The following is a 23,508-nucleotide window of genomic DNA, read 5'->3' as shown; positions in this document are numbered from 1 at the left end:
GATATCACCCATATTGCCTTCGGGGAGGTGGCGGCGAGGTAAGGCGATCCATTCGTCGTGCATCTCGAAGAGTGCAGCGGAAACCAACCGGATGGTCCGACGACGCAACAACAGAGACCCCCACCGGCAACATCTGGATGGAGCGCGAACCGGAAGTCGCCTACTACCGCGCCCTCTTCGGTCAGGACTTCGGCGTAGTCGGCTTCTCCGCGTACTGCAGCACCGACACGAGAGCCAGCTGAGCCGAGTCGGCATCCGTGAACATGCCGTCCAGCCGATCACGCACCCACATCGCGGTCGTGCCCCGTGGACTGCTCGCCCGGGCCATCCGCACCGTCAACGGCGGAATCACCCGCCCCGAAACCGAACCCATTGCCACTGCGGTCGCCCCTCCGACCGCCGAACCGCCCCGCTCCCACCAGCGCAGCATCACGAGGACATGAACACAGCCACGGTCAGAAGAAGTCACCCAGAGTGAAGATCACCAACAGCATCCGGAACTGCGGCCAGAGCCGGTTTCCACGAGCGCCGTCACCCCATCAGACGCTTGGAGTTCAGAGGCACCCTTTCGGAGGCTTCGTCCTCAGCGACGACCGTATGCTCCAGCAGTTCGGACTCGGCCTTGCCGTTGCCGCCCTGCTCGACGCCGTCGTCATCCGATGCCTCATCGTTCCCGCGGTCATGCGGATGCTCGGCACATGGGCCTGGTGGCTCCCTGCTCCACTGGCCCGAAAGCTGCCCAAGGTGTCCATCGAGTCCCTGAGCAGAGCTGACCTCGGCTCAACGCGGCTCGGATCACCATCAAACCCCCGTCACTTCCGCAGCCGGCGGCGCGGTCACGATGCACGCCGTGACCCGCGCATGGCTGGAAGAACGCATTCCCTTCGCCGGCGGCCCAGTTGGAATGCGCCTCTCGCCGCCGGGGAGGGGGGAAGCCCTGCGGTCAGGGCGAAGAGGTGCATCGAGCCGACCGCGACATCAGCCCCTGGCTACAACGCACGGGCCTTGCGGTCCGAATGGCCGTGGTTCGCTCGCAAACCAGCCTGGAAAGGAGAGTTGGAGCACGGTCGAGCGTGTCGACGGGCACAGGGGGCGGGCGGCGGCGACCCGGCCGGTTCGCTCCGGGCTGATGGCTGATAGAAAGTTGCAGGTCACACCGGAAAACCTCGGGGCGTCCGGTTGCCTGGTCGGTCCGGATCGTTCACCAAAGGATCGAGCATCGTGTCTTCTCGTCGAGTCGTCGTCATCGGTGGCGGGGTCATGGGCTCGTCCGCCGCGTGGAGGCTTGCTGCCAGGGGTGACCGCGTCACCCTGCTGGAGCGCTTCCCGCCCGGCCACGACCGGGGCAGCTCGCACGGCACCTCGCGGATCTTCCGGCTGGCCCACACGGACCCCTTCTACGTCGGTCTCGCCGTGCGGTCGCTGCCGCTGTGGCGGCGGCTGGAGCAGGAGACGGGACGGCAGGTCCTCACCCTCACCGGAGCCGTCGACCACGGCCCGGCCGCCACGACCGAGGCACTGTACGAGGCGCTGACCGTCGCCGGACACCCTGCCGAGCGGCTGGCCCCGGAGGAGGTCGCCGAGCGCTGGCCGGGGTTGCGCGCCGACACCGGTGCGGTCTTCCACCCGGAGGCCGGACGCCTGCACGCCGACGAGGCGGTCACCGCCTTCCAGCAGGCGGCGCGGGCGCCCGGCGCGGAGGTCCGGCACGGCGTCCGGGTGACCGGGCTGTCGGTGCACGGCGACGCCGAGGTCCGGGTGGTCACGGACACGGAGGAGGAACTGCGCGCCGATGCGGTCGTGGTCGCGGTCGGCGGCTGGGCGCCCGGAATGCTGGGCGGCGGTACCGTTCCGCTGGTCGGCGGCGTACCGGTGCTGCGTGTTACCCAGGAGCAGCCCGCGCACTTCCCCGCGGCGGACGCGCTCACCTGGCCCAGCTACATTCACCACCCGGGTGCCGCGCTGCCCATGGACGGCCTCACCGCGGACGGGGTGTACGGACTCGGCAGCACCGACGGCGTCAAGGCGGGTTTCCACGGCGTCGGCCCGGTCGTCGACCCCGACCGGCGCGACCGCACCCCGGACGCCGCGATCCTGCGGGAGCTGGCGGCGTACGCCGAGCGCTGGCTCCCGGGCGTGGACCACACCGCGCCCGAGGCCGTGACCTGCCTGTACACCACCACCCCCGACCATGACTTCGTCATCGACCGGCAGGGCCCGGTCACCGTGCTGGGAGGGTTCTCCGGGCACGGCTTCAAGTTCGCTTCGGTCATCGGGGAGCTGGCGGCCGCGCTGGTACGCGGAGAGCCCGGACCGAGCCGGTTCGCGCTCGGACGCCCGCGTCCCACGAGTCACTGAGCCGTTCCCGAAGAAGGGGCACCCCCCACCAATTTTCACCAGCGTAGGGCCGGACGCTTGACGCGATATAGCAGCCCCGGGGGGAGCTGGCTGCCGAGGAGGGCTGAGAGGTAGCCCAGGGAAATCACTTCACTACGACGTTGTCCCCGGCCGAAGTCGACGACCCGGTGGTGGATCTTCAAGGTTCTGGATGTCCTCTGGCTCGGGCGTTCGATGAGCTTGAGGATCTGGCGGCAGATGGTCCGCTTGAGACACCGTTGTGCGTCTCGGGAGGTCTTGCCCTCGGCCGCCCGGCGGGCGACGTAGGTCTCGGTCACCCGGTCCAGCTGCATCCTGATCAGCGTGATGGTGTGCAGTGCTCGATTCAGCTGCCGGTCATCGCTACGGTTGATCCGGTGTGGGTTGGTCAGCCTGAGGCACCTGGGTGAAGGGCCAGATAGCTTCGGGAGGGGTCCGTGCCGCGGCGTCGGAGACGGCACGAGCCCCTCCCCTTCTTCCGAATATCCCGTGCCGGATGGGGGCGTTGAGCAGATCCAGTGCATCGGCTCCCCCACGGCGGATGCGTATCCGTACGGGGCCTAGTTTGATCTTTAACGTCCGTCGTCGAATGGTGCGTCGACGGACGTTAAAGATGCAAGATGAGGTCTGTCGCACATTTCGGGTCGACCTCGATGAGCGCCTCATCCACCTCGGCCAGCGAGTAGGGGCCCCAGTCACCCCAGGCGCGGCGTACCGCTCCCAATCCTGTTCGGCCTCGGCAACGAGACCGCGAATCTGCTCCTCTACTGAGCCCTCAGCCTCAGGCGAGACGCGGCCGAGGACCCCTTCCTCCCGAGCCAGCGAGGCAAGCAACCCGCGAAGCTCACACGCGATGTTCATCGCACCATTTTCCCAGGCAGCTGGGGATATCCCCACGGCGTTCCTTCACCCTTGAGAGGTCGTGCCAGATGCGTGCCAGATCCCACGGGGAGCCGCGGGGAACACGGGGGAATCAGAGGACCCGCCACCAGCTGTCGACGCCCCTCCGCCCCAGGTCAGTCCCCCAGTAAGCCCCAGATCACCTCAGCTTCCCAAGCAGAGGGTTCGACGAACTACCCTGCCACCACGTTCGGTACTTCTCTCCAAGGGGCTTTGGCCACTTTCTAGAGTGCAAGCTCTCCGCAGGGCATTTCGTCAGTGTGACGCGAAAGGCAGCTGAACTTGCGCCGTCCTCTGGGGTGGTCTGAGATCCTGGAGTCCGATCGAGAGGGGCCGCAGGTATGGAGTGGAAGACCCACGGTGAGCGACAGATCTACACCAACCCTTGGGTGAATCTGTGTCTGGTCGACGTCCAACAGCCTGACGGGCGCAGGTGGGAGTACCACGTCGTTCGCCTTCGGCACCTGGCCGTGGCTGCCGTCGTCAACGACCGCCAGGAGGTGCTGATGATGTGGCGGCACCGCTTCATCACCGACTCGTGGGCCTGGGAGTTGCCCATGGGTCTGGTCGAGGAGAGCGAGACTCCCGAAGAGGCGGCAGCGCGCGAAGTCCTGGAGGAGACGGGCTGGCGTCCCGGTCCCATCAAGCCCCTGATCTACGCCGAGCCGGCCAACGGGATCACGGACTCACAGCACCACGTCTTCCGTGCGGATGGTGCGACTTACGAGGGTCCGCCCACGGAGAAGAACGAGTCCGACCGCATCGAGTGGATCCCGCTCAGCGAGATACGGGGAATGATCGACCGCCGCGAGATCGTGAGCAGTGGATCCCTCGTCGGTCTCCTGTACGTGCTCATGGATGAAGCGATCCGGTGACCGGTGGCAGGAGCTCCCGTAGCCGCGCCTCGAAGGCCAGGGCTACGGGCTCCTGCCTGTGTGGGGCCAACTGGTCGTAGAACTCCCTGAGGTGGCCTGACACGCGCTCTGAAGCGACCGCTGATGCGGGCTCCAGAGCTTGGGTGGCGGTGTGGCACGCCTGATCAAGCTTGCCTTGGTCCAGCTGCGTACGAGCCAGCCAGAACGCGTGAAACGCACGGCCTCGCTGGTTGTTGCGGGCTTCCCGACGCAAGGCGTCAGCGATCAACGGTTCAGCGGTCGCGGCTTCGCCCAGTCGGCCGTGGGCAATGCCGGTGTCCACGATGAGCTTCGGTTCGTCGAAGTAGGCCACCCACGACGGGTCCGGGTCGCCGGCCTGGATCTGCTCGAACTGGTGGTGCGCTTCCGTGATCGTCCGGTGAGTGGATGTCTGGCTGCCGAGCGTGGCGTGGGCGAAGGCTTCCCGCATGGACAGCATCGACAGGACCCGTGGAGTGGTGTCGATGGCGGAGCGGGCCTGGTCCTGGGCGGCGGTCACGAGGGCCAGGGAGTCCGCGGGCTTGTCCTGGTAGGTCGCCTGCAAGCTCATGCAGGCGAGGACGTTGGCCATGAACTGGCGGTCGTCGATGGCCTTGGCGAGTTGCAGGGCCTCGGTGAAGTAAGCGCGGGCCTGGTTGTACTGGCGGGCGTCGAAGTAGGTCCAGCCGGTGAGGCGTGCGAGCTCGGCCGCGATCCCGTACAGGCCGTTTCGGATGGCCGGGGGTCGGTTTTCCTTCAGGAGTCCGACCACATACCGAAGCTGACCGACGACGGCCGGCCTGAGAGCCTCTCCGCCGTGCTGGTCATCTCGTCGCCAGTAGTCCTCGATGGAGGACCGGAATGCTTCAAGCGTGGCCGCGCTGAGGTTGGTTCGCGTGGTCAGCGCAAGGATGCTGTCCACATCGGGCCCCGGAAGCGACGCGGGGGCCTGCTGTTCCGGCTCCGGTACTTGGGGTGCCTCGCGCTCGGTGACGACGAGAGCCTGCGGCGTCTCCCACGGGCGCCGGGCAAGCCCTAGCATGTGCCCTGGAATGCGCAAGCCGTCGGCGATGCGCTCGACGACGTCCATGTGAAGCAACTGGCGTCGGCCTGCGATGACTTCACCGACACGACTGGGCGTCAGCTCGCATCGTCTCGCGATCATCGACGGGTAGATGCCCGCTCTGGTCTTCACGAGCCGAAAGACTCTGCCGAAGTCCCGTGCCCGGCACGCATTGATCATCTCGGGATCGGTGAGCAGCCGGGCAGGCAACTCCTGCGGCCGGTCGGCGTCGGGCATCGGGCAAGCTCCCACACTGCGAGGGCTACGCAACGTCGCGGATTCTCTACTTGCCGCGATATTACCCAAGTTGGGTAATCAGCCTGACCTTTTGGCGGGGGTACCTGGATCGCGATGCTCGTGTGCATGGCGAGCAATCAGCAGACCAGACCAGCCGTCGGCGAACTGGCGAAAGACGGTGCCACCGGACGTATCGGCGTCGTCATGGGGGAGATCGGTGGCCGCGTGCAGATGCGGCCGGTCCGTGGCGGCAAGGAGTGGGATGCCATGCCGGGCAGTGTGGTGGCACCCAGTGCGCGGGAGGAACTGAGCGCGCGCCTGGCCGTGCGGAACAACGACAGTCAGGTCCCGCTGTGATGCGCGCCATCGGCCGGTACGCCGGGGTCCTGTTCATCATCTGCATCAGCGGTTCATGCGGTCTGGTGATCGGCATGGCCCTCGGGACCGGCCAGTAGACCGGCCGACCCCGGACGGGTGCCGATCCGCCCGGCTCCCCGTCCCCGTCCGGGGTCGGCCTCCAAGCCCGCTTCCTGATCGTCTCTGAGCCGAGCTCGACGATCGGGACGGGTCGTACGTGTCCTGCACCACCTCACCTGAGGAGATCGCACATGACGGCAACAGCGAACGATCAGAAGACCGGTCGCGCGGTGGCTGGCGAAGAGCTGTTCGAGAGCCTGGCCCGCTTCGTGGTCACCCACAACGGGCAGTCCCCCGAGCGCGCTGAGCGGATCGCGGATCAGGCGGTCGCGTTCCTGGTCACGGCAGCTACCGCCACCGTTCCAATGGTCCCGTCCGACGACGTCGACCACGGCCTTCACGCGCTCATCCTGCACACGAAGGAATACGCCGGACTGTGCGAGCAGTACGCGGGCCGCTTCCTGCACCACAACCCAATGCCAGGTGGAGGAGGCCGCGACCTGGAGAAGGTCGCTGCCTCGGCTCGCGCCATGAAGGCGGCCGGGTTCGTGGTCCTCGACGACCTGTGGACCGTGGACGGCACGAACCTCGCGCAGTGCGACTCGGACTGTGGCCGACCGTACGGTCAGGCGTAGCTCACGACAACAGCGACGCGGCCGGCCTCGACTCGTGTTCGGCCGCGCTCGCCCGGAGGGAGAAGAGATCTTGTCCAGCCCAACCCCTGAACTGCCGATCGTGGTGCTCGACGCGCTCATACCCACGACTCAGCGCATGGTCATCAATCGTCGAGGCTCCACGGTGTGGGAGGTGGAGAGCCACCGGGGCCACTTCGCGGTGAAGCTCGGCTATCCGATCGAGGCCACGGCCGAGTGGACCGCTCAGCCCTGGACCGTGCTCGCGCCCGCACGCGAGGGCGCTGTCCTGCATCGCCTCGGGCTCGACGCCGTTGCGTACGGAGAATGGGAGCGCGGTACCTGGAATTTCCAGCCGTGGCACGAGGGGCCGGACCTCTACAGGCTGTGGGAGCCATGCCGTAAGCAGGGCTCGTCCATCAAGCCCCAATCCAGCGCGGCGCTGGGCTGTGTCGAGGCCCTGGCTGATCTCCACGTGCGGGGCTGGGCTCACGGTGATGTGCAGCCCGCGCACTTCATCGTCGGGCCGGAGCGAACGCACCTCATTGACCTCGCCCTGGCCCAGGGAGGACAGGTACCCACGGGGTACGACTTCCCGTTCCGCGGCTGCCTCGTCCACTACGAGGCACCGGAGATCGCGCGCAGCGTGCTCGACACCGGGGAAGCGGAGCCGACACAGGAAGCTGACATCTACGCACTCGGGGCGTCGCTGCTCATCTCGGCCACGGGCTGGCGGGCGGTCGAGTACCCGGATGACGCTCCGCGCCTCGTGCAGAGAGATGCAGTGGCCAACGGCCGGCGTCGGCCCGTGAAGGTGCCCGGTGAGCTGGGTGAACTGGTCGACGCGATGCTCAGCCATTCGCCGGGGGATCGGCCGTCCATCTACGAGGTGGGCAAAGCCCTGATCTGATGCGGTTCGGACGGGTGACGATCGTCATCACAGTCGGCATACCGCCGCCCGCGTCCGCGCCGCCTTCCCCGTGGTGGGCAGCCCGGTCGGTCTCGCCGTCGAAGCGACCATATGCGCCCAGCTACTCCAGACCGTGGCCCGCGGAGAACAACCTGCCCCTCCAAGCCACGCTCCAAGCCTGGTCCGAGGCGCTCCACCGCAGATGAGGATGCCCATCCATACTGTTCGGTGCCTGGCGCCCCCAAATCGGCGTCACGTACTGCGGCGCAGACACCCACGCATCCATGGTCGGCCCGACCTCGAGTTCAGCCACGGGGGCGATCCGTGGTCGGGGTCTGTGGGCGGCAACCCGATCGAGTCGCCGGATGCGCCACACACTTGACCTACACCCGTTCCTGCACCTTCCGGCCGGTGGAATGCAACGTGCTACGCGCCAGCCGCGCGCTCGGCGCCACGTGCTCTGGTGAAGAGGGACACGACATCTCTAGCGGGATCTCTTGCGGCTTCTCCTGCGACGTCTCTTGCAGCATCTCTTGCGCGACTTCAGAGCCCGACACTGGTATCCGCGCAGCTCAACCCAGGCCCACGCCCGTGGTCGGGATGCTGACATCCCCTCTGGAGCCGCTTTTCCCAGGCCGGGTGAAGATGAGTGAGAAGGAGGCGGGGCGGGCGTAGTCGAGCAGCGGCCGCAGGGATGGCGACGCCGTCTGGGCAACGCCGGGCAGGTCCGCCGCTGCGCCGGTGCCCACGGCGGTCACGCGGATCCCACGCCACAGGGTGGCCTGGCCGACGAGTGGACAAGAGGCGGTCGACGCCCAATCCGCCGAAGCGGATGGCAAGAGCGGGTTGAAAGCGAGGGTCGGTCACAAGCGACTTCCAGGCGCATCAATGCATCAGCTCCACCGGATACTCGTAACTGGTAGTTCTGTGAGAGGGCCGAAGGGGCTCCGCCCGGCACGTGGCCGAACGGGGCGCTTCCGTGTCTGTTCAGTCGCTGAACGACGACTTTACAGCGGTGACGATGTCTGCCGCCTGGTCGTCGGTGAGGCTCGGGACCTGAGGCGTGTCCGGCGGATCATGCTGCGGCCGGAACGGTGGAGCGGGTCATCTCACTACGATCGTGGGATGTTTGAGTACCACGGGGAGATCACGGTCAGGGAGACCGCAGCCGATGACGACGATGAGTTCCGGTTGCGGCAGATCGTCGATGAGCTTCGCCGTCACATCGCCCAGATGGACAGCCCGTACTTGCTTGACCTCAGGTGGATGAACGGCGAGCCGTTCATCCACCTCGGCGGCTCTTCCAATCACCGCTCATCACCTGACGTTGTCGAACTGTTTGAGCATGTTGCCGTGGTAGCCCCTGGTTCCTACGGGCTCCTCCACGTTCTCGATGACGAGGAATCGGATCGCGAGAACGAGGTACGCGTGCTGAGGCTCGTTCGAGGCAGGGTCACGCAGCACACGGAGGCATTGCTGTCGCCGTACATCGCGACGGTGGAAGATCCCTTCACGGGTTGAGGCAGCGTCGCCGGATCATGCTCGGAGCCAGAGCCGGATCTCGGCCACCGTGATGGTGCCGTGGAAGGCGTAGGCCCGTTTGTCGAAGCGAGTCGCAACGGCGCGAAAGCTCTTCAGGCGGTTGATCGTCCGCTCGACCTCGTTGCGGCGCTTGTACTGCTTCTTGTCGAAGCCGACAGGACGGCCGCCTCTGCCACCACGGCGCCGACGGTTGGCTCTCTGGTCCCTCGGCTCAGGAATCGTGTGCTTGATCCGGCGTCTGCGCAGGTAGCGGCGGTTGCTGCGGGACGAGTACGCCTTGTCTGCGCTCAGTCGGTCCGGGGTGGTGCGCGGCCTTCCTTCTCCGGTGCGGGGCACGCGGATGCGTTCGAGGACCGGGATGATCTGTGGTGCGTCGCCCCACTGGCCGGGAGTGACCAGCAGGGCGAGTGGTCTGCAGCCGCCGTCGCTCGCGAGGTGGATCTTGCTCGTCAGTCCGCCCCGGGACCTTCCGAGTCCCTCGTCGGGGCGGTGCTGCCGAGGGCTTGATCTTTTTTCGGTGTCCGCGGAGCCTTCCTGCGGGCGCCGGCGGCGTGCTGGTGGACACGGCAGGACGTCGAGTCGACGCCCACCATGGTCCAGTCGATCCGATCATCGGCATCGACGTCGGCCTGGACGGCCTGGAGTATCCGTTCCCAGGTGCCGCCGGCGGACCAGCGTCTGTGCCGTTCGTAGACCGTCTTCCACCTGCCGAACCGCTCCGGCAGGTCTCGCCACGGGATCCCCGTCCGCTCACGGAACAAAATCCCGTTGATTACCCTCCGGTGGCCGGCCCACCGCCCACCACGCCGCCCGCCCACAGGCAGATGAGGCTCCAGACGGAGCCACTCCTCGTTCGTCAGATCACCACGGCCCACGACCAACTAAACGGCCATGACCATCGGAACACTCATGATCCGCCGGGCACGCCTTAGCTGACGGGAAGCTGGTGCCGGGACCATGCGCAAGCCCCGCCCAATGCGCCGGGGGAGGTGCATGGACGGGGCTCGACTCGAACCGGTGCTATGACGCCGTCTCGGTGTCGCTGTCGTCGTCAGCCTCGTTGGGGTAGAGGCTTTCCGGCGTGTGGGTGCGGACGTGTCGGTCCGCGAGTGACCCGTGCGTGTTCTGCGGTGTGCCGTTCGTCCGGTCCCGCTCGATGGCTGCCTGTGCCGCCGCTACGGTTCGCTTGGCGATTCCCATTACCGGTTGTCCGCCGTCACCGACTTGCCCTCGCAGAGGAACTGCGCGGGCCCGAAGCCGTCGAGAACGGCGAGTGCTTCCGTTGCGCGGGGGTGTAGTCGACCAGGAGCAACCGGCCCGGCCGGAAGTTGGCAAGCCCGGTCTCTTCGGTCACTTCACGGGCGCACGCCTCGTGTGCGGGTTCGTCGCCGTGCGCTGCGCCTCCCGGCAGGATGCACCCGTCTTTGTAGGACGGTTCGACCATGAGGACCGCTCCGCTCTCGTTACGGATCAGCGCGAGAGCGCCGATGCGCCGACCGACCGAGCGGGTTGGTCAGGTCAATGTCACTGTGCAAGACGTCTCCTCGTTGTGCGGGCACGCCGAAGCGCGCTCCTGGCTTTGGGGGATGAGATATGGGAACAGGGCCCCGCCCATGCGTCACGGGGATATGGGACGCACAGGCGGGGCGGCCGACGCGCTGAGCCTTGCTCGGGCCGTCCTCAGCGGGCCGGAGTCACCAGCGGACAGGTTCCGCGCTGCCACCAACGCATATGGGGCAGGGGCGTTTCTCGGTCCATCCGCAGAGCTGACACCCGCCGAATCCGCAGCACCCGTCGCACCAGATGGACCGGTGCCCGGTACAAAGCCCGCAGTAGCTCGGTGAATTCAGTGGGAGGGGATGCTTCCTGATGCTCTCGGCGCGCGTCCGGTGGGGCTCCCTGACAGCATTTCGGGACCGTTCCGGGGCTGTAGTCACCCAACTGCCTCAGCGGGGCTGTCGGAGTCGTTCTCGTCGTCTGCCTGGGGTGCAGTTGCTGCTTTGTCATGGCCTGTTCGCAGCGCTTACTTTTGCGGCTACCGGAACAATCCGCCCCACTCTCAATCACAGTGAACCCGCCTCACAGGGCACCAGGTGGCATCAATAGACGCAGGGAGAAGCAATGCAGCACGAACCCACCCAACGAGCGGTGGACATCCGCATCGGCGGGCTCCGCGTGACCATGCAGCGCATCCGGGTGAAGCTGTTGACGTTGCTGACAGCTAGCGCGTGGTCGGGGTTCACAGCGTGGATCACTAGTCGATGACGTGCGCTCGTGCCTCGTTGCTGCACCTCCCGCGTGTGCTGCACGACCGGGTTCGGTCGTGTACCGGCTTGGTCATGAATCGGCCCCTCCATGACTGAGAGTCAGCGGGCCGCGTAGCGTGTTGCGGAGCACGGCAAGGAAAGATCCTCCCAAAGCAGTAGGGTTAATCCTTTACCTACCTAGTACCGTTGTTTGCACCGAGAGCCACTCTGAGTGGCCCAACGTCCGTAAGCGGTCGGCGCTTTGAAACCCAACTCATAACAGCGCGGAGGTCAGCTATGCCCAAAAAGGAACCCTATTTCGAAGTCAGGATTGGCGACTTCCGCGTGACTGCCGATCGATTTCCTGCACGGCTCATAACTGCGCTTGCCACCGCACTTACTTCTGGATTCGGAACCTGGATTTACATGCGGTAGGGCCGTTTCAGGACGATGTCGATATGCCCCCGAACTCCGTTGCAGTCTTGCGCTGGTGGCAGCCGTGGCAAAGGGGTTGAACGTTCGTGTCCGTGTCCTCGCCACCGAGGGCGAGCGGCTGCACATGGTCCACGTCCACCACGTCCGCGAGGACGAGCGACCCGCACCGCCCACAGCGAGCACCACCACGGGCACCGACCAGAGCACGGAGTCGAGCGGCCCCCGAGAACGCCCGGACCAGCACCGCCCGGCGGACTCGCCGAGCACGTACCGAAGCGCCTCGTTCGTAGACCCGGTGGTGACCCTCGCAGCGGCCCCGGTGAGTGGCGGGCTCGGTGCAGTCAACACACCGCATGTTCATCCCCTGGTCGTCGTCCTGGTGCTCGTCGTTGCGTGCCCACCCCCGGACTTGAACCGGGGAACTCTGCGGCCGATATCCCCGAGTCGGGGCTGGTACCGCGTACCTCTACCGTTGGGTCAGTGGGCTTGGCGTTGCCCTCGCCGGCGAGACCGGTCCGGGCCTGGTGGGGAGACCACACGGGCTTACAACCCGTTTCGGCGACTCGCGGACGAGCCGGATACTCATGGGCGGTGCAGTCTCCCCGCGCTCTGCCTCACGACCTCTGCGGCCACCCCGAACGGGTGGTGCACGGGCAGAGCTGTTGGTGAGGGTGGGCACTCAGTCCGGCGTTTCCGGGCTGGTGGGGTGCGCGGTAACCCGCTCTCACTGAGTTGTGGGGACCAGTGAATTCCCGGCACCCGCTCGCGGCGTGCTCGGATTCCGTTCCGGTCCCTCACCCAGAGCTGGGCGGACTCGGTTGAGGTAGAGCCAGACCGTGCCTTCCCGTCGCGGGAGAGTGCGAGGGTCGCCGTCCGGCAGGACGCGGGTCCAGCCTCGGTCTCGGAGCGGGGAAGGAGGGTCCGCTGTTGTCGTCAAAGATCGCCATCCTCTCAAGGACCGTGACGATATGCCCGACCCGTAGGTCCATGGCGCGCAGCGGGGCGAAGATCTCCCCGTGCTGGATGACGTCGCCTTCGACGTGGCCGGTGAGGACGAGGGGCAGGCCGCGGTTGACCGCGAGGCGGACGCCGAGTCCCCAGCCGCAGGTTCGACCTCCGGCTCTATCGAGTGCGCAAGCCGCGCCTGCGCACTTGTGGCGTCATCCCGGCTGCTGCGCAGCCAGGCGCCGAGGAACAGCTGAGCATTCCCGGCGGGGTCGTTTCTCTGCGCAGCGATGCGCGCCCGGGCCGGGCTTGGGGTGTGGCCTGCACTGTGGTCGGGGCTGAGGTGATGGTGACGCACAGGGCGGTCGGCCCGGCCGCGATGGCGCTTCAGGCTGCCAAGCGGGGGAGGCGTACCCGACGCCGCATCTTCTCCATTGCGACACCCACAGCCCCGGGGGCCAGCGGCTGCCAACTTGTCAGGCGACCTGCTAAAACTCCCAGGTCAGAGAGACTGCTAAAGACTTAGAACAGACACAGACACAGACACAGACACAGACACAGACCCCGACCACAGACCCCACCACGGCTGGCGCCGCCCTACGGTGAGGCCTAGGCGGCGCACGCACGGCACGGGATGACCAGCACGCTGAGCGCCGCAGATCGGGGTGCCACAGCCGTTGCGCAACCAAGGAGCCGGCCCAATGCGCACGGGCGTCCACTCTGTGCGCAGCAGCTGCGCACTGCCGCGAGGGCGTACCGCCGTCGCGGTGCGCAATCGGGCCGCGCAATGTGGCGCGGTGGCACCCTGCGCACCCGTGACCGGCCCCGACCACGGCCCCGACCACGGCCCCGACCACGGCCCCGACCACGGCCCCGACCACGGGCCCGACCACCTGGCCTGTTGTCAGACCGTGACCGGTGGTCGGGTCCGGGCATCACAGCAGTTCAGGCGTGCTCGCGTGTGCCAATTGGCAATCCCGGGCACACTGGCGGAGTGGACCCCACCGGAGCCGGTGACCCCGGGCTGTTCGGGCCCGAGTCGGTCACCTGGCAGATGCACGGCGACCCCATGATGTGGGTCGCCGGGATCCGCGCGCTCTACCTTCAGGCCCTCCACCCGCGCGCCGTACGGGGCGTCATGCAGAACTCCGACTTCCGGAGCGACGCCTGGGGCCGGCTGATGCGCACCGCGAACTTCGTCGGAACGACGACTTACGGGACCACCGAGGCGGCGGAGCGGGCGGGGGCCCGGGTGCGGAAGATCCACCGCATGCTCACCGCCACCGACCCGGACACCGGCGAGCGCTACGGGGTGGACGAGCCCGAACTGCTGCTGTGGGTGCACTGCGCGGAGATCGACTCCTATCTGCACGTCCTGCGGCGCTCCGGCTTCCGCCTCACGGACGCGCAGGCCGACCGCTACATCGGGGAACACCGGGTCGGCGCGCGGCTGGTGGGGCTCGACCCGGACCGGGCGCCGGCGGACCGGGCCGAACTGGCCGCGTACTTCGAGAAGGTGCTCCCCGAACTCGCCGCGGGACCCGAGGCCCGCGACGTGGACGACTTCCTCTCGCGTCCGCCGGTCCATCCGCTGCTCGTACCGGCGCGCGCACTGCTGTGGCGGCGCGTGGCCCGGCTCGCGTACGCCGCTCTGCCGCCGCACGCCCACGCGTTGTACGGCAGGTCGGCGCCGCCGCCCGCCGCGGTGACCCGCGGTCTGCGCGTCACGGGCACCACGCTGCGCTGTGTCCCCGCACGGCTGCGCTGGCAACTCCCGCCCCGACACATTCTCTCGGCCATGTCACGGCTCGGCCCCGGCTCGCGACCGGCGCCGTTCAAAGTCGGCAGATAGCTCGTCATACTGGACGGGCCGGGGGAGGGCTCGAGGCTGAGCAGTGACGGGGGCGATCACACCAGATGGCGGAGAGCAGGCTGATCCAGGGCCGCTACCGGCTGCTCGACCTGATCGGGCGCGGTGGCATGGGCGAGGTGTGGCGGGCGCGGGACGAATCGCTGGGTCGCCACGTGGCGGTCAAGTGTCTCAAACCGCTCGGCCCGCACCACGACCAGTCCTTCACCCGCGTCCTGCGCGAGCGGTTCCGGCGCGAGGCCCGGGTCGCCGCGGCCCTTCAGCACCGCGGGGTGACCGTCGTCCATGACTTCGGCGAGTCCGACGGCGTGCTGTACCTGGTGATGGAACTGCTGGAGGGAAGCAACCTCGGCCAGCTCCTGGAGGAGAACAGACATCATCCGCTCGGGGTCGCCCTGGTCGTCGACATAGCCGACCAGGTGACCGCCGCCCTCGCGTACACCCACCAACAGGGCATCGTGCACCGCGATTTGAAGCCCGCGAACATCATGCGGCTGACCGACGGCACCGTGAAGATCTGCGACTTCGGCATCGCCCGCCTCGGCCACGACATCGGATTCACCTCACGGCTCACCGGCACCGGCATCGCGATGGGCACCCCGCACTACATGTCGCCGGAACAGATCGGCGGTTCGGAGGTCGACCAGCGCAGCGACCTGTACTCCTTCGGGTGCGTGCTCTACGAAATCGCCACCGGGGCACCGCCGTTCGACCTCGACGACGCCTGGGCCGTCCTCGTCGGCCACCGCGACACCGTGCCCGAGCCGCCGCGCAGCCACCGGGCCGAACTCCCCGAGTACCTGGAGCGGATCATCCTCGACCTGCTCGCCAAACGGCCCGAGCAGCGCCCGCGGGACGCCCGCGAACTCGGCCGCCGCATCAGCGCCGGGCGCACCACGCCGATGTACGTGCCGACCGTTGTCACCCCGGCTCTGCCGCACCCCGCCGTGGGTGGGCGGCCCCCTGCCGCCCGGGGCGCGTCCCGCCCCGAGCAGCCGCCTTCCCGGGAACCCCGGCTGCCGTCCTGGACGCAGGGCATGACCACCGGCCACAAGGCCACCGGCGCGGGACTGCGCGTCACCCCGCCGGACGCCTCCGCCGGGCTCACCGGCGAGTGGATCGCCCGCCCTTCCACGGCCGTGACGCCCCAGCAGGTCCGTGGCGAACGACCCACTCCCGCACCCGAGTTGCTCACCACCCTGGAGGGGCGGCACAACGCCGGGCTGAGCCTCGGGCGGCTCGGCCGGTGGACCGAGGCGGGAGAGGTGCACCGTTCGGTCGCCGCCGAACGGGAGCATCTGCTCGGGCCCGACCACCCGGACACACTCGCCAGCCGCTACGAGGTCGGCTTCACCCTCAGCCGCACGGGACGCCCCGCCGAGGCGCTGCGCGAGTACGCCCGGGTCGCCCGGGCCAGGGAGCGGGTGCTCGGCGCCGAACACCCCGAGACCCTGGCCGCCCGGCAGGAAATGGCCTATGTGCTGGGCCAGTTGGGCCGCCACACCGAGGCGCACCAGGCTTACGGCGTGGTGCTCGCCGTCCGGGAGCGGGCGATGGGCCCCGACCATCCCGACACGCTGCGCTGCCGCCACAACCTCGCCTTCAACCTCAGCCGGCTCGGGCGCCTGGAGGACTCGTACCGCATGGCGAGCGAGGTCGCCGCCGCCCGCGCCCGGGTGCTCGGCCCGGCGCACCCCGACACGCTCGTGACCCGCTACGAAGTGGCCTACGCGCTGGGCCAGTTGGGGCGCTGGCCCGAGGCGCTGCACTCCTATCAGGAAGTGGCCGCGGCCCGTGCGCAGGCCCTGGGTCCGGACCATCCGGACACGCTCGCCGCCCGCTACGAGGTGGGCATCAGCCTCGGCCGGCTCGGGCGCAGCGCACAGGCACTGGAGCTGTACCGCTCCCTCGTCGACGACCGCACCCGGGCACAAGGCGCCACGCATGCCGAAACGCTGCGCGCGCGGCACGGGCTCGGCGTGAACCTCGGCCGCCTCGGCCGCTGGGAGGAGGCCCTCGCCGAGTCCCGTGACGTGTGCGCCATCCGCGAGCGCGTGCTCGGCGCCGACCACCCCGACACCCTCGTCAGCCGCCGCGAGGTGGCCGTCGGTCTCGGCTGGCTCGGCCGCTGGGCCGACGCACTTACCGAGTACCGGCGCGTCGCCGCCGCCCGCGAGCGCGTGCTCGGCGCCGACCATTCCGACACCCTGGCCAGCCGCAACGACGAAGCGCACTGCCTGGAGCAGCTGGGGCACGGGCAGGAAGCCGCGGAGCTGTACCGGAGAGTGGCCGCGCTGCGCCGGCAGCGGGCCGCCGGAGGCCGCTGACCACCGGGGCGGTCGCGGCGGCTGCCTGCCCGGACAGCGAGAGGCGGAGTGCGCCGGGGCCCACGCATCCGCGGCGGAACCGGGCACCGTCCGTGGCCGGACCGGGCGCCCGTCCGTCGCGGAACCGGAGCCCACCCGGCGATGGCCCCGGAGTCCGAGATGTCCGTGCCCCCTCGTACGGCCGCCCGCCGCTTGCCGCGCACCCCTGGCCGACGTAGATCATCACGTGCTACCAAGAACCATGCCTGTACACGCGGAATACGACGCCGTGATCGTCGGCGGAGGCCACAACGGACTGGTCGCCGCCGCCTACCTGGCCCGGGCCGGGCGGTCCGTGCTGGTGCTGGAGCGCCTGGGCAACACCGGCGGCGCCGCCGTCTCCACCAGGCCGTTCGCCGGAGTCGACGCGCGTCTGTCGCGCTACTCGTACCTGGTGAGCCTGCTGCCCCGGAAGATCGTGCGGGACCTGGGGCTCGACTTCCGGGTCCGTGGCCGCACGGTCTCCTCGTACACGCCCGTCGAGCGCGACGGACGGCCCACCGGGCTCCTCGTCGGCGGCGGCGAGCGGCGCACCCGCGAGGCGTTCGCCCGGCTGACCGGCTCGGACCGTGAGTACGAGGAGTGGCAGCGCTTCTACGGGATGACCGGCCGCGTCGCCCGGAACGTGTTCCCGACACTCACCGAGCCGCTGCCCACCCGCGAGGAGCTGAGGGCGCGCCTCGACGACGAGGAAGCCTGGCGGATCCTCTTCGAGGAGCCGGTCGGCGCGGCCGTCGAGGAGTACTTCACCGACGACCTCGTACGCGGTGTCGTCCTCACCGACGCGCTGATCGGTACCTTCGCCGACGCCCACGACCCGTCCCTGCGGCAGAACCGCTGCTTCCTCTACCACGTGATCGGCGGCGGCACCGGAGACTGGGACGTGCCCGTCGGCGGGATGGGTGCCCTCACCGACGCGATCGCCTCCGCGGCGATCACCGCGGGCGCGGTGATCGCCACCGGGCACGAGGTGCTGCGGATCGACACGGACGGCGAGTCCGCCGAGATCACCTACCGGACCGCCGACGGCGAGGGCGTCGTGGCGGCCCGGCACGTCCTGGTGAACGCCTCGCCGCAGGAGCTCGCGCACCTCACCGGAGACGAGCCGCCCACCCCCGCCGAGGGTGCGCAGCTCAAGGTGAACATGCTGCTCAAGCGGCTGCCGAGGCTCCGGGACACCGCCGTGGACCCGCGCGAGGCGTTCTCGGGGACCTTCCACATCGCCGAGGGCTACGAGCAGTTGGCGACCGCCCACGCGCAGGCCGCGTCCGGTGAACTGCCCGCCGCGCCGCCCTCCGAGATCTACTGCCACTCGCTCACCGACCCCAGCATCCTCGGCCGGGACCTGGTCGAGCAGGGGTATCAGACCCTCACGCTCTTCGGCCTCCACACGCCGGCCCGGCTCTTCGAGCGGGACAACGACGCCGTACGGGAGGAGCTGCTGAAGTCGACGCTGGCACAGCTGGAGGCGCACCTCGCCGAGCCGCTCGCCGACTGTCTGGCCACCGACGCGGACGGGCGGCCGTGCATCGAGGCGAAGACCCCGCTCGACCTGGAGCGCGATCTGCGGCTGCCCGGCGGCAACATCTTCCACCGTGACCTCGCCTTCCCGTACGCGCAGGAAGGCACCGGCCGCTGGGGCGTCGAGACCCGGCACGCGAACGTGATGCTGTGCGGGGCGGGCGCGGTGCGCGGCGGCGGGGTGAGCGGGGTCCCGGGGCACAACGCCGCGAAGGCCGTACTGGAGTCGCTCGGCCAGGGTGGCTAGGGCGTTCGTCTCGATCAAAGACGGACACTCCGGGAACGCCACCTGGGGTCTCGGGTCGGGGACCGGATCGAGGGGAGCGCGGCCGGGGGCGGCAGCGCACGACCGCCCCCGGCCTGCCCTCAGTCCCGGGACGGCGCCCAGCCCACCGGCGCGATCCGTGCGGCGTCCGCCGGTCGTGCCTCGTCGAACAGGACGCGGTCGCTGGTTCCGACCCGCAGGGTGTCGACGTACGCGCCGCGGCCGACGTACAGCCGGTCGGTCGTGTACCGCCAGCGCAGCGTGAGCGCCGCGGCGCTCGGCAGGTCCGCGCCGAGCCGGTGCCAGACGCGCCCCGACCAGCCGGTGGCCGTGCCCGCGGGATGGCCCTCGGGGTCCTCGGACCGCCGTCGGGTCGTGAAGGGGACCGGCCGCCAGGTCGCGCCGCCGTCGGTGGAGGACTCCAGGAACAGGAGGTCCGACCCGGGTTCGGTGTCCCACCACAGTGCGCAGCCGAGCCGTGCGGGGCCGGCGGTGGTGTCGAGCGCGGGCAGCGTCAGTGTCGCGGTCGTCGCGTTCGCGGTCCCGGAGAACCAGGACGTACGGCCGCGCGCGGGGCGCATCGCGACGGCCCGCGCCAGGTTGTTCGCGGCGGCGACCCGGGGAGCGGAACCGGATCGCCAATTGCGCACCGGGTGCACGGAGTTGCCGAGGACGATCAGGAAGGAGTCGGTCGTCGGGTCGAGGACGAGCGAGGTGCCGGTGAAGCCGGTGTGGCCCGCGGTGCGCGGTGTGGCCATCGCGCCCATGTACCAGTGCTGGTAGAGCTCGAAGCCGAGGCCGTGCTCGTCGCCCGGGAAGGCGGTGTTGAAGTCGGTGAACATCAGGTCCACCGTCTCCGGCTTCAGGATGCGTGCCCTGCCGTACGCTCCGCCGTTCAGCAGCGTACGGCCGAGAACGGCCAGGTCCCACGCGCATGAGAAGACACCCGCGTGACCGGCGACCCCGCCGAGGGAGAACGCGTTCTCGTCGTGGACCTCGCCCCACACGAGCCCGCGGTCCAGCCCCGACCAGGGCAGCCGGGCGTCCTCCGTGGCGGCGATCCGGGACTTCCAGGAAGCGGGCGGGTTGTAGCGGGTGCGGTCCATGCCGAGGGGACCGGTGATCTCCTCGCGCAGGAGTGTGTCGAGGGTCCGGCCGGTGATCCGCTCCAGGACCAGTTGGAGCGAGATCAGGTTCAGGTCGGAGTAGAGGTACGTGCTGCCGGGCGGATGGAGGAGCACCTCGTCCCAGATGAGCTGGAGCTTGCCCTCGTGGGTCGGCGCCTTGTACAGGGGGATCCAGGAGCGGAACCCGGAGGTGTGGGTGAGCAGTTGACGGACGGTAATGTCCTTCTTGCCGCCCGCGAACTCCGGGAGGTAGGAGGCGACGGCCGCCTCCAGCTCCAGGGCCCCGCGCTCCATCTGCTGCACGGCGAGGATCGACGTGAACAGCTTGGAGACGGAGGCCAGGTCGTAGACCGTGTCCTTCGCCGCCGGGATCTGCCGGTCGGCGGGGAGCTCCACACCGGTGTCGGTCTTCTCGTCGTACGCCGCGTAGCGCACGGCCATGCCGATCGGCTGGTGGAGGGCCACCGTGCCGCCGCGCCCGGCGAGCAGGACGGCACCGGCGTACCAGGGGTGCTGGGGGGAGGGGCCGAGGAATGCCTCGGCGTCCACGACCAGTTGGCGCAGATGGCCGGCGAGCAGTCCGGCCTGGCCGGGGGTGCCGTGCCGCAGGGTCCGGCGGCCGTCCCCCGCCGAGGCCACCGCGGGGCCGGCCGGGAACGGCGCGATGGCCAGCGTTCCGCCCACGGCCAGTACGCCCTTGCCCCATTGACGACGGGTCAGTTCGCCGCCCGCTCTGCCCTTCGCGCGCTCGGTCATCGAGAAGCCTCCCGCTCACGTAGCCTGAAAGTATCTTTCCGGGTCTGCCGTGCCGAGTGAAACTTTCCCGTCAGGCGCAGGCGTGTCAACCCTCCACGGCGGACCTCCGAAGATCTGACGGAGTATCAGAAAAGGCCTTCCCTCGTCCGGACGTCTGCGGCATCCTGCGGCCATGCAGACGGAGCTGAGCAAGGAACTGGGAGTCGAGCACGCCATTTTCGGCTTCACGCCGTTTCCCGCCGTCGCCGCGGCCATCAGTCGCGCGGGCGGATTCGGTGTGCTCGGCGCGGTCCGCTACACCACACCCACCGACCTCGAGCGCGACCTCGACTGGATCGAGGCGAACGTCGACGGCAGGCCCTACGGCCTGGACGTCGTCATGCCCGCGAAGAAGGTCGAGGGCGTCAGCGAGGCGGACGTCGAGGCGATGATCCCCGAGGGGCACCGGCAGTACGTCAAGGACACCCTCGCCAAGTACGGCGTCCCCGAACTCGCCGAGGGCGAGGTGTCGGGCTGGCGCATCACCGGGTGGATGGAGCAGGTCGCCCGCGGTCAGCTCGACGTCGCCTTCGACTATCCGATCAAGCTGCTCGCCAACGCACTCGGCTCACCGCCCGCCGACGTGGTCGAGCGCGCCCACGCCCAGGGGGTGCTCGTCGCGGCCCTCGCGGGCAGCGCCCGGCACGCCCGCAAGCACGCCGAGGCGGGTATCGACATCGTCGTCGCACAGGGCTACGAAGCCGGCGGGCACACCGGGGAGATCGCCTCGATGGTGCTCACCCCCGAAGTCGTCGACGCCGTGGACCCGTTGCCGGTGCTGGCCGCGGGCGGGATCGGCAGCGGACAGCAGGTGGCCGCCGCGCTCAGTCTCGGCGCCCAGGGGGTGTGGCTCGGGTCGATCTGGCTGACCGTCACCGAGGCCGACATGCACTCACCCGCCGTCACCCGCAAGCTGCTCGCCGCCGGCTCCGGCGACACCGTCCGCTCGCGCGCCCTGACCGGCAAGCCCGCACGTCAGTTGCGCACCGAGTGGACCGACGCCTGGGACGACCCGAACGGTCCCGGCACGCTCCCCATGCCGCTCCAGGGGCTGCTGGTCGCCGACGCCGTCTCACGCATCCAGAAGTACGAGGTGGGGCCCCTGCTCGGCACACCGGTCGGGCAGATCGTCGGCCGGATGAACAGCGAACGCGCTGTCCAGGAGGTCTTCGACGACCTGACCAGGGGCTTCGAGCGCGCCGTCGACCGCATCAACCGTATCGCCGGCAGGGAGGAAAGGGCATGAGCACAGCACCGAACGGCTTCTGGGCCCAGGCCGCCGCAGACCCCGAGCGCGTCGTCCTCGTCACCCCCGCCGGAGACGAGTGGACCGCGGGACGGCTGCACGCGGCCGCCAACGGGCTCGTCCACGGACTGCGTGCCGCAGGCCTCCGACGCGGCGACTCCTTCGCGGTCGTGCTGCCCAACGGCGTCGAGTTCTTCGTCGCCCACCTCGCCGCCTCGCAGGCCGGTCTCTACCTCGTCCCCGTGAACCACCACCTCGTCGGCCCCGAGATCGCCTGGATCGTCTCCGACTCCGGCGCCAAGGTCCTCATCGCCCACGAACGGTTCGCCGACGCGGCCCGGCACGCCGCCGACGAGGCGAAGCTGCCCGGGGACCGGCGGTACGCCGTCGGCGCGATCGAGGGCTTCCGGCCGTACGCCGAACTCCTCGACGGGCAGCCCGGGTCCGCGCCGGAGGACCGCACCCTCGGCTGGGTCATGAACTACACCTCGGGCACCACGGGCCGCCCGCGCGGCATCCGGCGCCCGCTGCCCGGCAAGCTCCCCGAGGAGTCGTACCTCGGCGGCTTCCTCGCCATCTTCGGCATCAGGCCGTTCGGCGACAACGTGCACCTCGTCTGCTCGCCGCTCTACCACACCGCCGTCCTCCAGTTCGCGGGCGCGTCCCTGCACATCGGCCACCGGCTGGTGCTGATGGACAAGTGGACGCCCGAGGAGATGCTGCGTGTCATCGACGCACACAGGTGCACCCACACCCATATGGTGCCGACCCAGTTCCACCGGCTGCTGGCACTCCCGGACGAGGTGAAGGCCCGCTACGACGTCTCCTCCATGCGGCACGCCATCCATGGCGCGGCCCCGTGCCCGGACCATGTGAAACGAGCCATGATCGAGTGGTGGGGCGACAGCGTCGAGGAGTACTACGCGGCCAGCGAGGGCGGCGGAGCCTTCGCGACAGCCGAGGACTGGCTCAAGAAGCCCGGCACCGTCGGCAAGGCGTGGCCGATCAGCGAACTGGCGGTCTTCGACGACGACGGCAACCGGCTGCCGTCCGGTGAACTCGGCACCGTCTACATGAAGATGAGCACCGGCGGATTCTCGTACCACAAGGACGAGACAAAGACCCGGAAGAACCGCATCGGTGACTTCTTCACCGTCGGTGACCTTGGCCATCTCGACGAGGACGGCTATCTCTTCCTCCGTGACCGCAAGATCGACATGATCATCTCGGGCGGGGTCAACATCTACCCGGCCGAGATCGAGGCGGCACTGCTCACCCACCCCGCCGTCGCCGACGCGGCCGCCTTCGGCATCCCGCACGACGACTGGGGCGAGGAGGTCAAGGCCGTGGTCGAGGCCGCGCCGGGCCACGAGGCCGGTCCGGCGCTGGCCGCCGACATCCTCGGCCACTGCGAGCGGCAGCTCGCCGGGTACAAGCGGCCCAAGAGCGTCGACTTCATCGCGACCATGCCCCGCGACCCCAACGGAAAGCTGTACAAGCGGCGGCTGCGGGACCCCTACTGGGAGGGCCGCACCCGAGTGATGTGACCCAGGTCGGATCACCGAGTTGTCACGCCGAGAACGGGGCACCGGCGCTCGCGCTCTCGGCCGACGGCATCGAGCAGGTCGTCACCGTCTCGGTCCACGAGGGCCGCGTCGACGGCGTCTTCGCGGTCCTCGACCCCGACAAGCCGGGCCACATGGGCCTGTGACGCGACGGCGC

Annotated in this window: 20 protein-coding genes and 1 pseudogene; 14 read left to right on the top strand and 7 right to left on the bottom strand. The window is 69.2% G+C overall.

Translation table 11 applies throughout. The features are described from left to right. Nucleotides 1-567: 567 nt before the first annotated feature. Both ACWD68_RS05285 and ACWD68_RS05280 read left to right on the top strand, forming a co-directional pair. Nucleotides 568-756, top strand: a pseudogene (locus tag ACWD68_RS05285) (MMPL family transporter); the annotation flags it as partial. A gap of 465 nt (nucleotides 757-1,221) precedes the next feature. Then, nucleotides 1,222-2,358: an FAD-dependent oxidoreductase gene (locus ACWD68_RS05280; protein WP_451805129.1), complete on the top strand. Its 1,137-nt coding sequence runs from the start codon at nucleotides 1,222-1,224 to the stop codon at nucleotides 2,356-2,358. A gap of 35 nt (nucleotides 2,359-2,393) precedes the next feature. Here ACWD68_RS05280 and ACWD68_RS05275 read toward each other — a convergent pair whose 3' ends face one another. Continuing rightward, nucleotides 2,394-2,690 carry a hypothetical protein gene (locus ACWD68_RS05275; protein ID WP_451805128.1) on the bottom strand — a complete coding sequence of 99 codons (297 nt, stop codon included), beginning with the start codon at nucleotides 2,688-2,690 and terminating at the stop codon, nucleotides 2,394-2,396. Nucleotides 2,691-3,617: 927 nt separating this feature from the next. On the opposite strand from ACWD68_RS05275, the gene ACWD68_RS05270 reads away from it, so the two are divergent. Next, nucleotides 3,618-4,151 carry an NUDIX hydrolase gene (locus ACWD68_RS05270; protein ID WP_451805127.1) on the top strand — a complete coding sequence of 178 codons (534 nt, stop codon included), beginning with the start codon at nucleotides 3,618-3,620 and terminating at the stop codon, nucleotides 4,149-4,151. Here ACWD68_RS05270 and ACWD68_RS05265 read toward each other — a convergent pair. Further along, nucleotides 4,129-5,469, bottom strand: coding sequence for a helix-turn-helix domain-containing protein (locus tag ACWD68_RS05265; protein ID WP_451805126.1), 1,341 nt, complete (start codon nucleotides 5,467-5,469; stop codon nucleotides 4,129-4,131). The genes ACWD68_RS05270 and ACWD68_RS05265 overlap by 23 nt on opposite strands. Nucleotides 5,470-5,583: 114 nt before the next feature. On the opposite strand from ACWD68_RS05265, the gene ACWD68_RS05260 reads away from it, so the two are divergent. The 4 genes from ACWD68_RS05260 to ACWD68_RS05245 all read left to right on the top strand — a co-directional run bounded on the left by ACWD68_RS05260 (nucleotide 5,584) and on the right by ACWD68_RS05245 (nucleotide 8,949). Continuing rightward, complete coding sequence (locus tag ACWD68_RS05260; protein WP_451805125.1) at nucleotides 5,584-5,826, top strand: hypothetical protein; 243 nt, start codon at nucleotides 5,584-5,586, stop codon at nucleotides 5,824-5,826. A gap of 251 nt (nucleotides 5,827-6,077) precedes the next feature. Next, entirely contained in the window at nucleotides 6,078-6,521 is a 444-nt protein-coding gene (locus ACWD68_RS05255; RefSeq protein ID WP_451805124.1) for a glycine-rich domain-containing protein, read from the top strand. Between the two features lie 70 nt (nucleotides 6,522-6,591). Beyond that, entirely contained in the window at nucleotides 6,592-7,428 is an 837-nt protein-coding gene (locus ACWD68_RS05250) for a protein kinase (RefSeq protein WP_451805123.1), read from the top strand. 1,125 nt (nucleotides 7,429-8,553) lie between these two features. Further along, nucleotides 8,554-8,949, top strand: a complete 396-nt coding sequence (locus ACWD68_RS05245) for an Imm7 family immunity protein (protein WP_451805122.1) — start codon at nucleotides 8,554-8,556, stop codon at nucleotides 8,947-8,949. Nucleotides 8,950-8,964: 15 nt separating this feature from the next. Here the strand turns inward: ACWD68_RS05245 and ACWD68_RS05240 are convergent. The 4 genes from ACWD68_RS05240 to ACWD68_RS05225 all read right to left on the bottom strand — a co-directional run bounded on the left by ACWD68_RS05240 (nucleotide 8,965) and on the right by ACWD68_RS05225 (nucleotide 12,006). After that, nucleotides 8,965-9,845 (bottom strand): IS5 family transposase gene (locus ACWD68_RS05240; RefSeq protein WP_451805121.1). Its coding sequence is split into 2 segments (ribosomal slippage): nucleotides 8,965-9,485 and nucleotides 9,485-9,845, totalling 882 coding nucleotides; the frame shifts between segments, so codons are not numbered across the junction. Nucleotides 9,846-9,990: 145 nt separating this feature from the next. Next, nucleotides 9,991-10,170: a hypothetical protein gene (locus ACWD68_RS05235; RefSeq protein WP_451805120.1), complete on the bottom strand. Its 180-nt coding sequence runs from the start codon at nucleotides 10,168-10,170 to the stop codon at nucleotides 9,991-9,993. Between the two features lie 16 nt (nucleotides 10,171-10,186). Next, nucleotides 10,187-10,459: an NUDIX domain-containing protein gene (locus ACWD68_RS05230; RefSeq protein ID WP_451805158.1), complete on the bottom strand. Its 273-nt coding sequence runs from the start codon at nucleotides 10,457-10,459 to the stop codon at nucleotides 10,187-10,189. A gap of 1,199 nt (nucleotides 10,460-11,658) precedes the next feature. Next, entirely contained in the window at nucleotides 11,659-12,006 is a 348-nt protein-coding gene (locus ACWD68_RS05225) for an HNH endonuclease (protein WP_451805119.1), read from the bottom strand. Nucleotides 12,007-12,667: 661 nt separating this feature from the next. On the opposite strand from ACWD68_RS05225, the gene ACWD68_RS05220 reads away from it, so the two are divergent. From ACWD68_RS05220 to ACWD68_RS05205, 4 genes are all read left to right on the top strand, one after another. Further along, on the top strand, nucleotides 12,668-12,853 hold the full coding sequence (locus tag ACWD68_RS05220; protein ID WP_451805118.1) for a hypothetical protein: 186 nt from the start codon (nucleotides 12,668-12,670) through the stop codon (nucleotides 12,851-12,853). A gap of 797 nt (nucleotides 12,854-13,650) precedes the next feature. Further along, a complete protein-coding gene (locus tag ACWD68_RS05215; protein WP_451805157.1) occupies nucleotides 13,651-14,448 on the top strand; it encodes an oxygenase MpaB family protein in 798 nt (265 codons plus the stop codon). A gap of 65 nt (nucleotides 14,449-14,513) precedes the next feature. Continuing rightward, complete coding sequence (locus tag ACWD68_RS05210; protein ID WP_451805117.1) at nucleotides 14,514-16,793, top strand: tetratricopeptide repeat protein; 2,280 nt, start codon at nucleotides 14,514-14,516, stop codon at nucleotides 16,791-16,793. 241 nt (nucleotides 16,794-17,034) lie between these two features. Continuing rightward, nucleotides 17,035-18,600 carry a phytoene desaturase family protein gene (locus ACWD68_RS05205; RefSeq protein WP_451805116.1) on the top strand — a complete coding sequence of 522 codons (1,566 nt, stop codon included), beginning with the start codon at nucleotides 17,035-17,037 and terminating at the stop codon, nucleotides 18,598-18,600. A 119-nt stretch (nucleotides 18,601-18,719) separates the two neighbouring features. Here the strand turns inward: ACWD68_RS05205 and ACWD68_RS05200 are convergent, their stop codons facing one another. Beyond that, nucleotides 18,720-20,501: a serine hydrolase gene (locus tag ACWD68_RS05200; RefSeq protein WP_451805115.1), complete on the bottom strand. Its 1,782-nt coding sequence runs from the start codon at nucleotides 20,499-20,501 to the stop codon at nucleotides 18,720-18,722. A gap of 172 nt (nucleotides 20,502-20,673) precedes the next feature. Between ACWD68_RS05200 and ACWD68_RS05195 the strand changes: the two genes are divergently transcribed. Genes ACWD68_RS05195 through ACWD68_RS05185 form a run of 3 tightly spaced genes read left to right on the top strand, consistent with a single transcriptional unit; the run spans nucleotide 20,674 to nucleotide 23,497 of the window. Further along, nucleotides 20,674-21,786, top strand: a complete 1,113-nt coding sequence (locus ACWD68_RS05195) for an NAD(P)H-dependent flavin oxidoreductase (protein ID WP_451805114.1) — start codon at nucleotides 20,674-20,676, stop codon at nucleotides 21,784-21,786. Then, on the top strand, nucleotides 21,783-23,333 hold the full coding sequence (locus ACWD68_RS05190) for an acyl-CoA synthetase (protein ID WP_451805113.1): 1,551 nt from the start codon (nucleotides 21,783-21,785) through the stop codon (nucleotides 23,331-23,333). The genes ACWD68_RS05195 and ACWD68_RS05190 overlap by 4 nt, the downstream gene beginning before the upstream one ends. Beyond that, entirely contained in the window at nucleotides 23,330-23,497 is a 168-nt protein-coding gene (locus tag ACWD68_RS05185; RefSeq protein ID WP_451805112.1) for a hypothetical protein, read from the top strand. Before ACWD68_RS05190 ends, ACWD68_RS05185 begins: the two co-directional genes overlap by 4 nt. The last annotated feature ends 11 nt before the right edge of the window (nucleotides 23,498-23,508 follow it).

Source organism: Streptomyces sp. NPDC005141, from assembly GCF_053599975.1.
The sequence above is the reverse complement of the archived record's forward strand: the minus strand, read 5'-3'. Positions and strand labels throughout refer to the sequence as shown.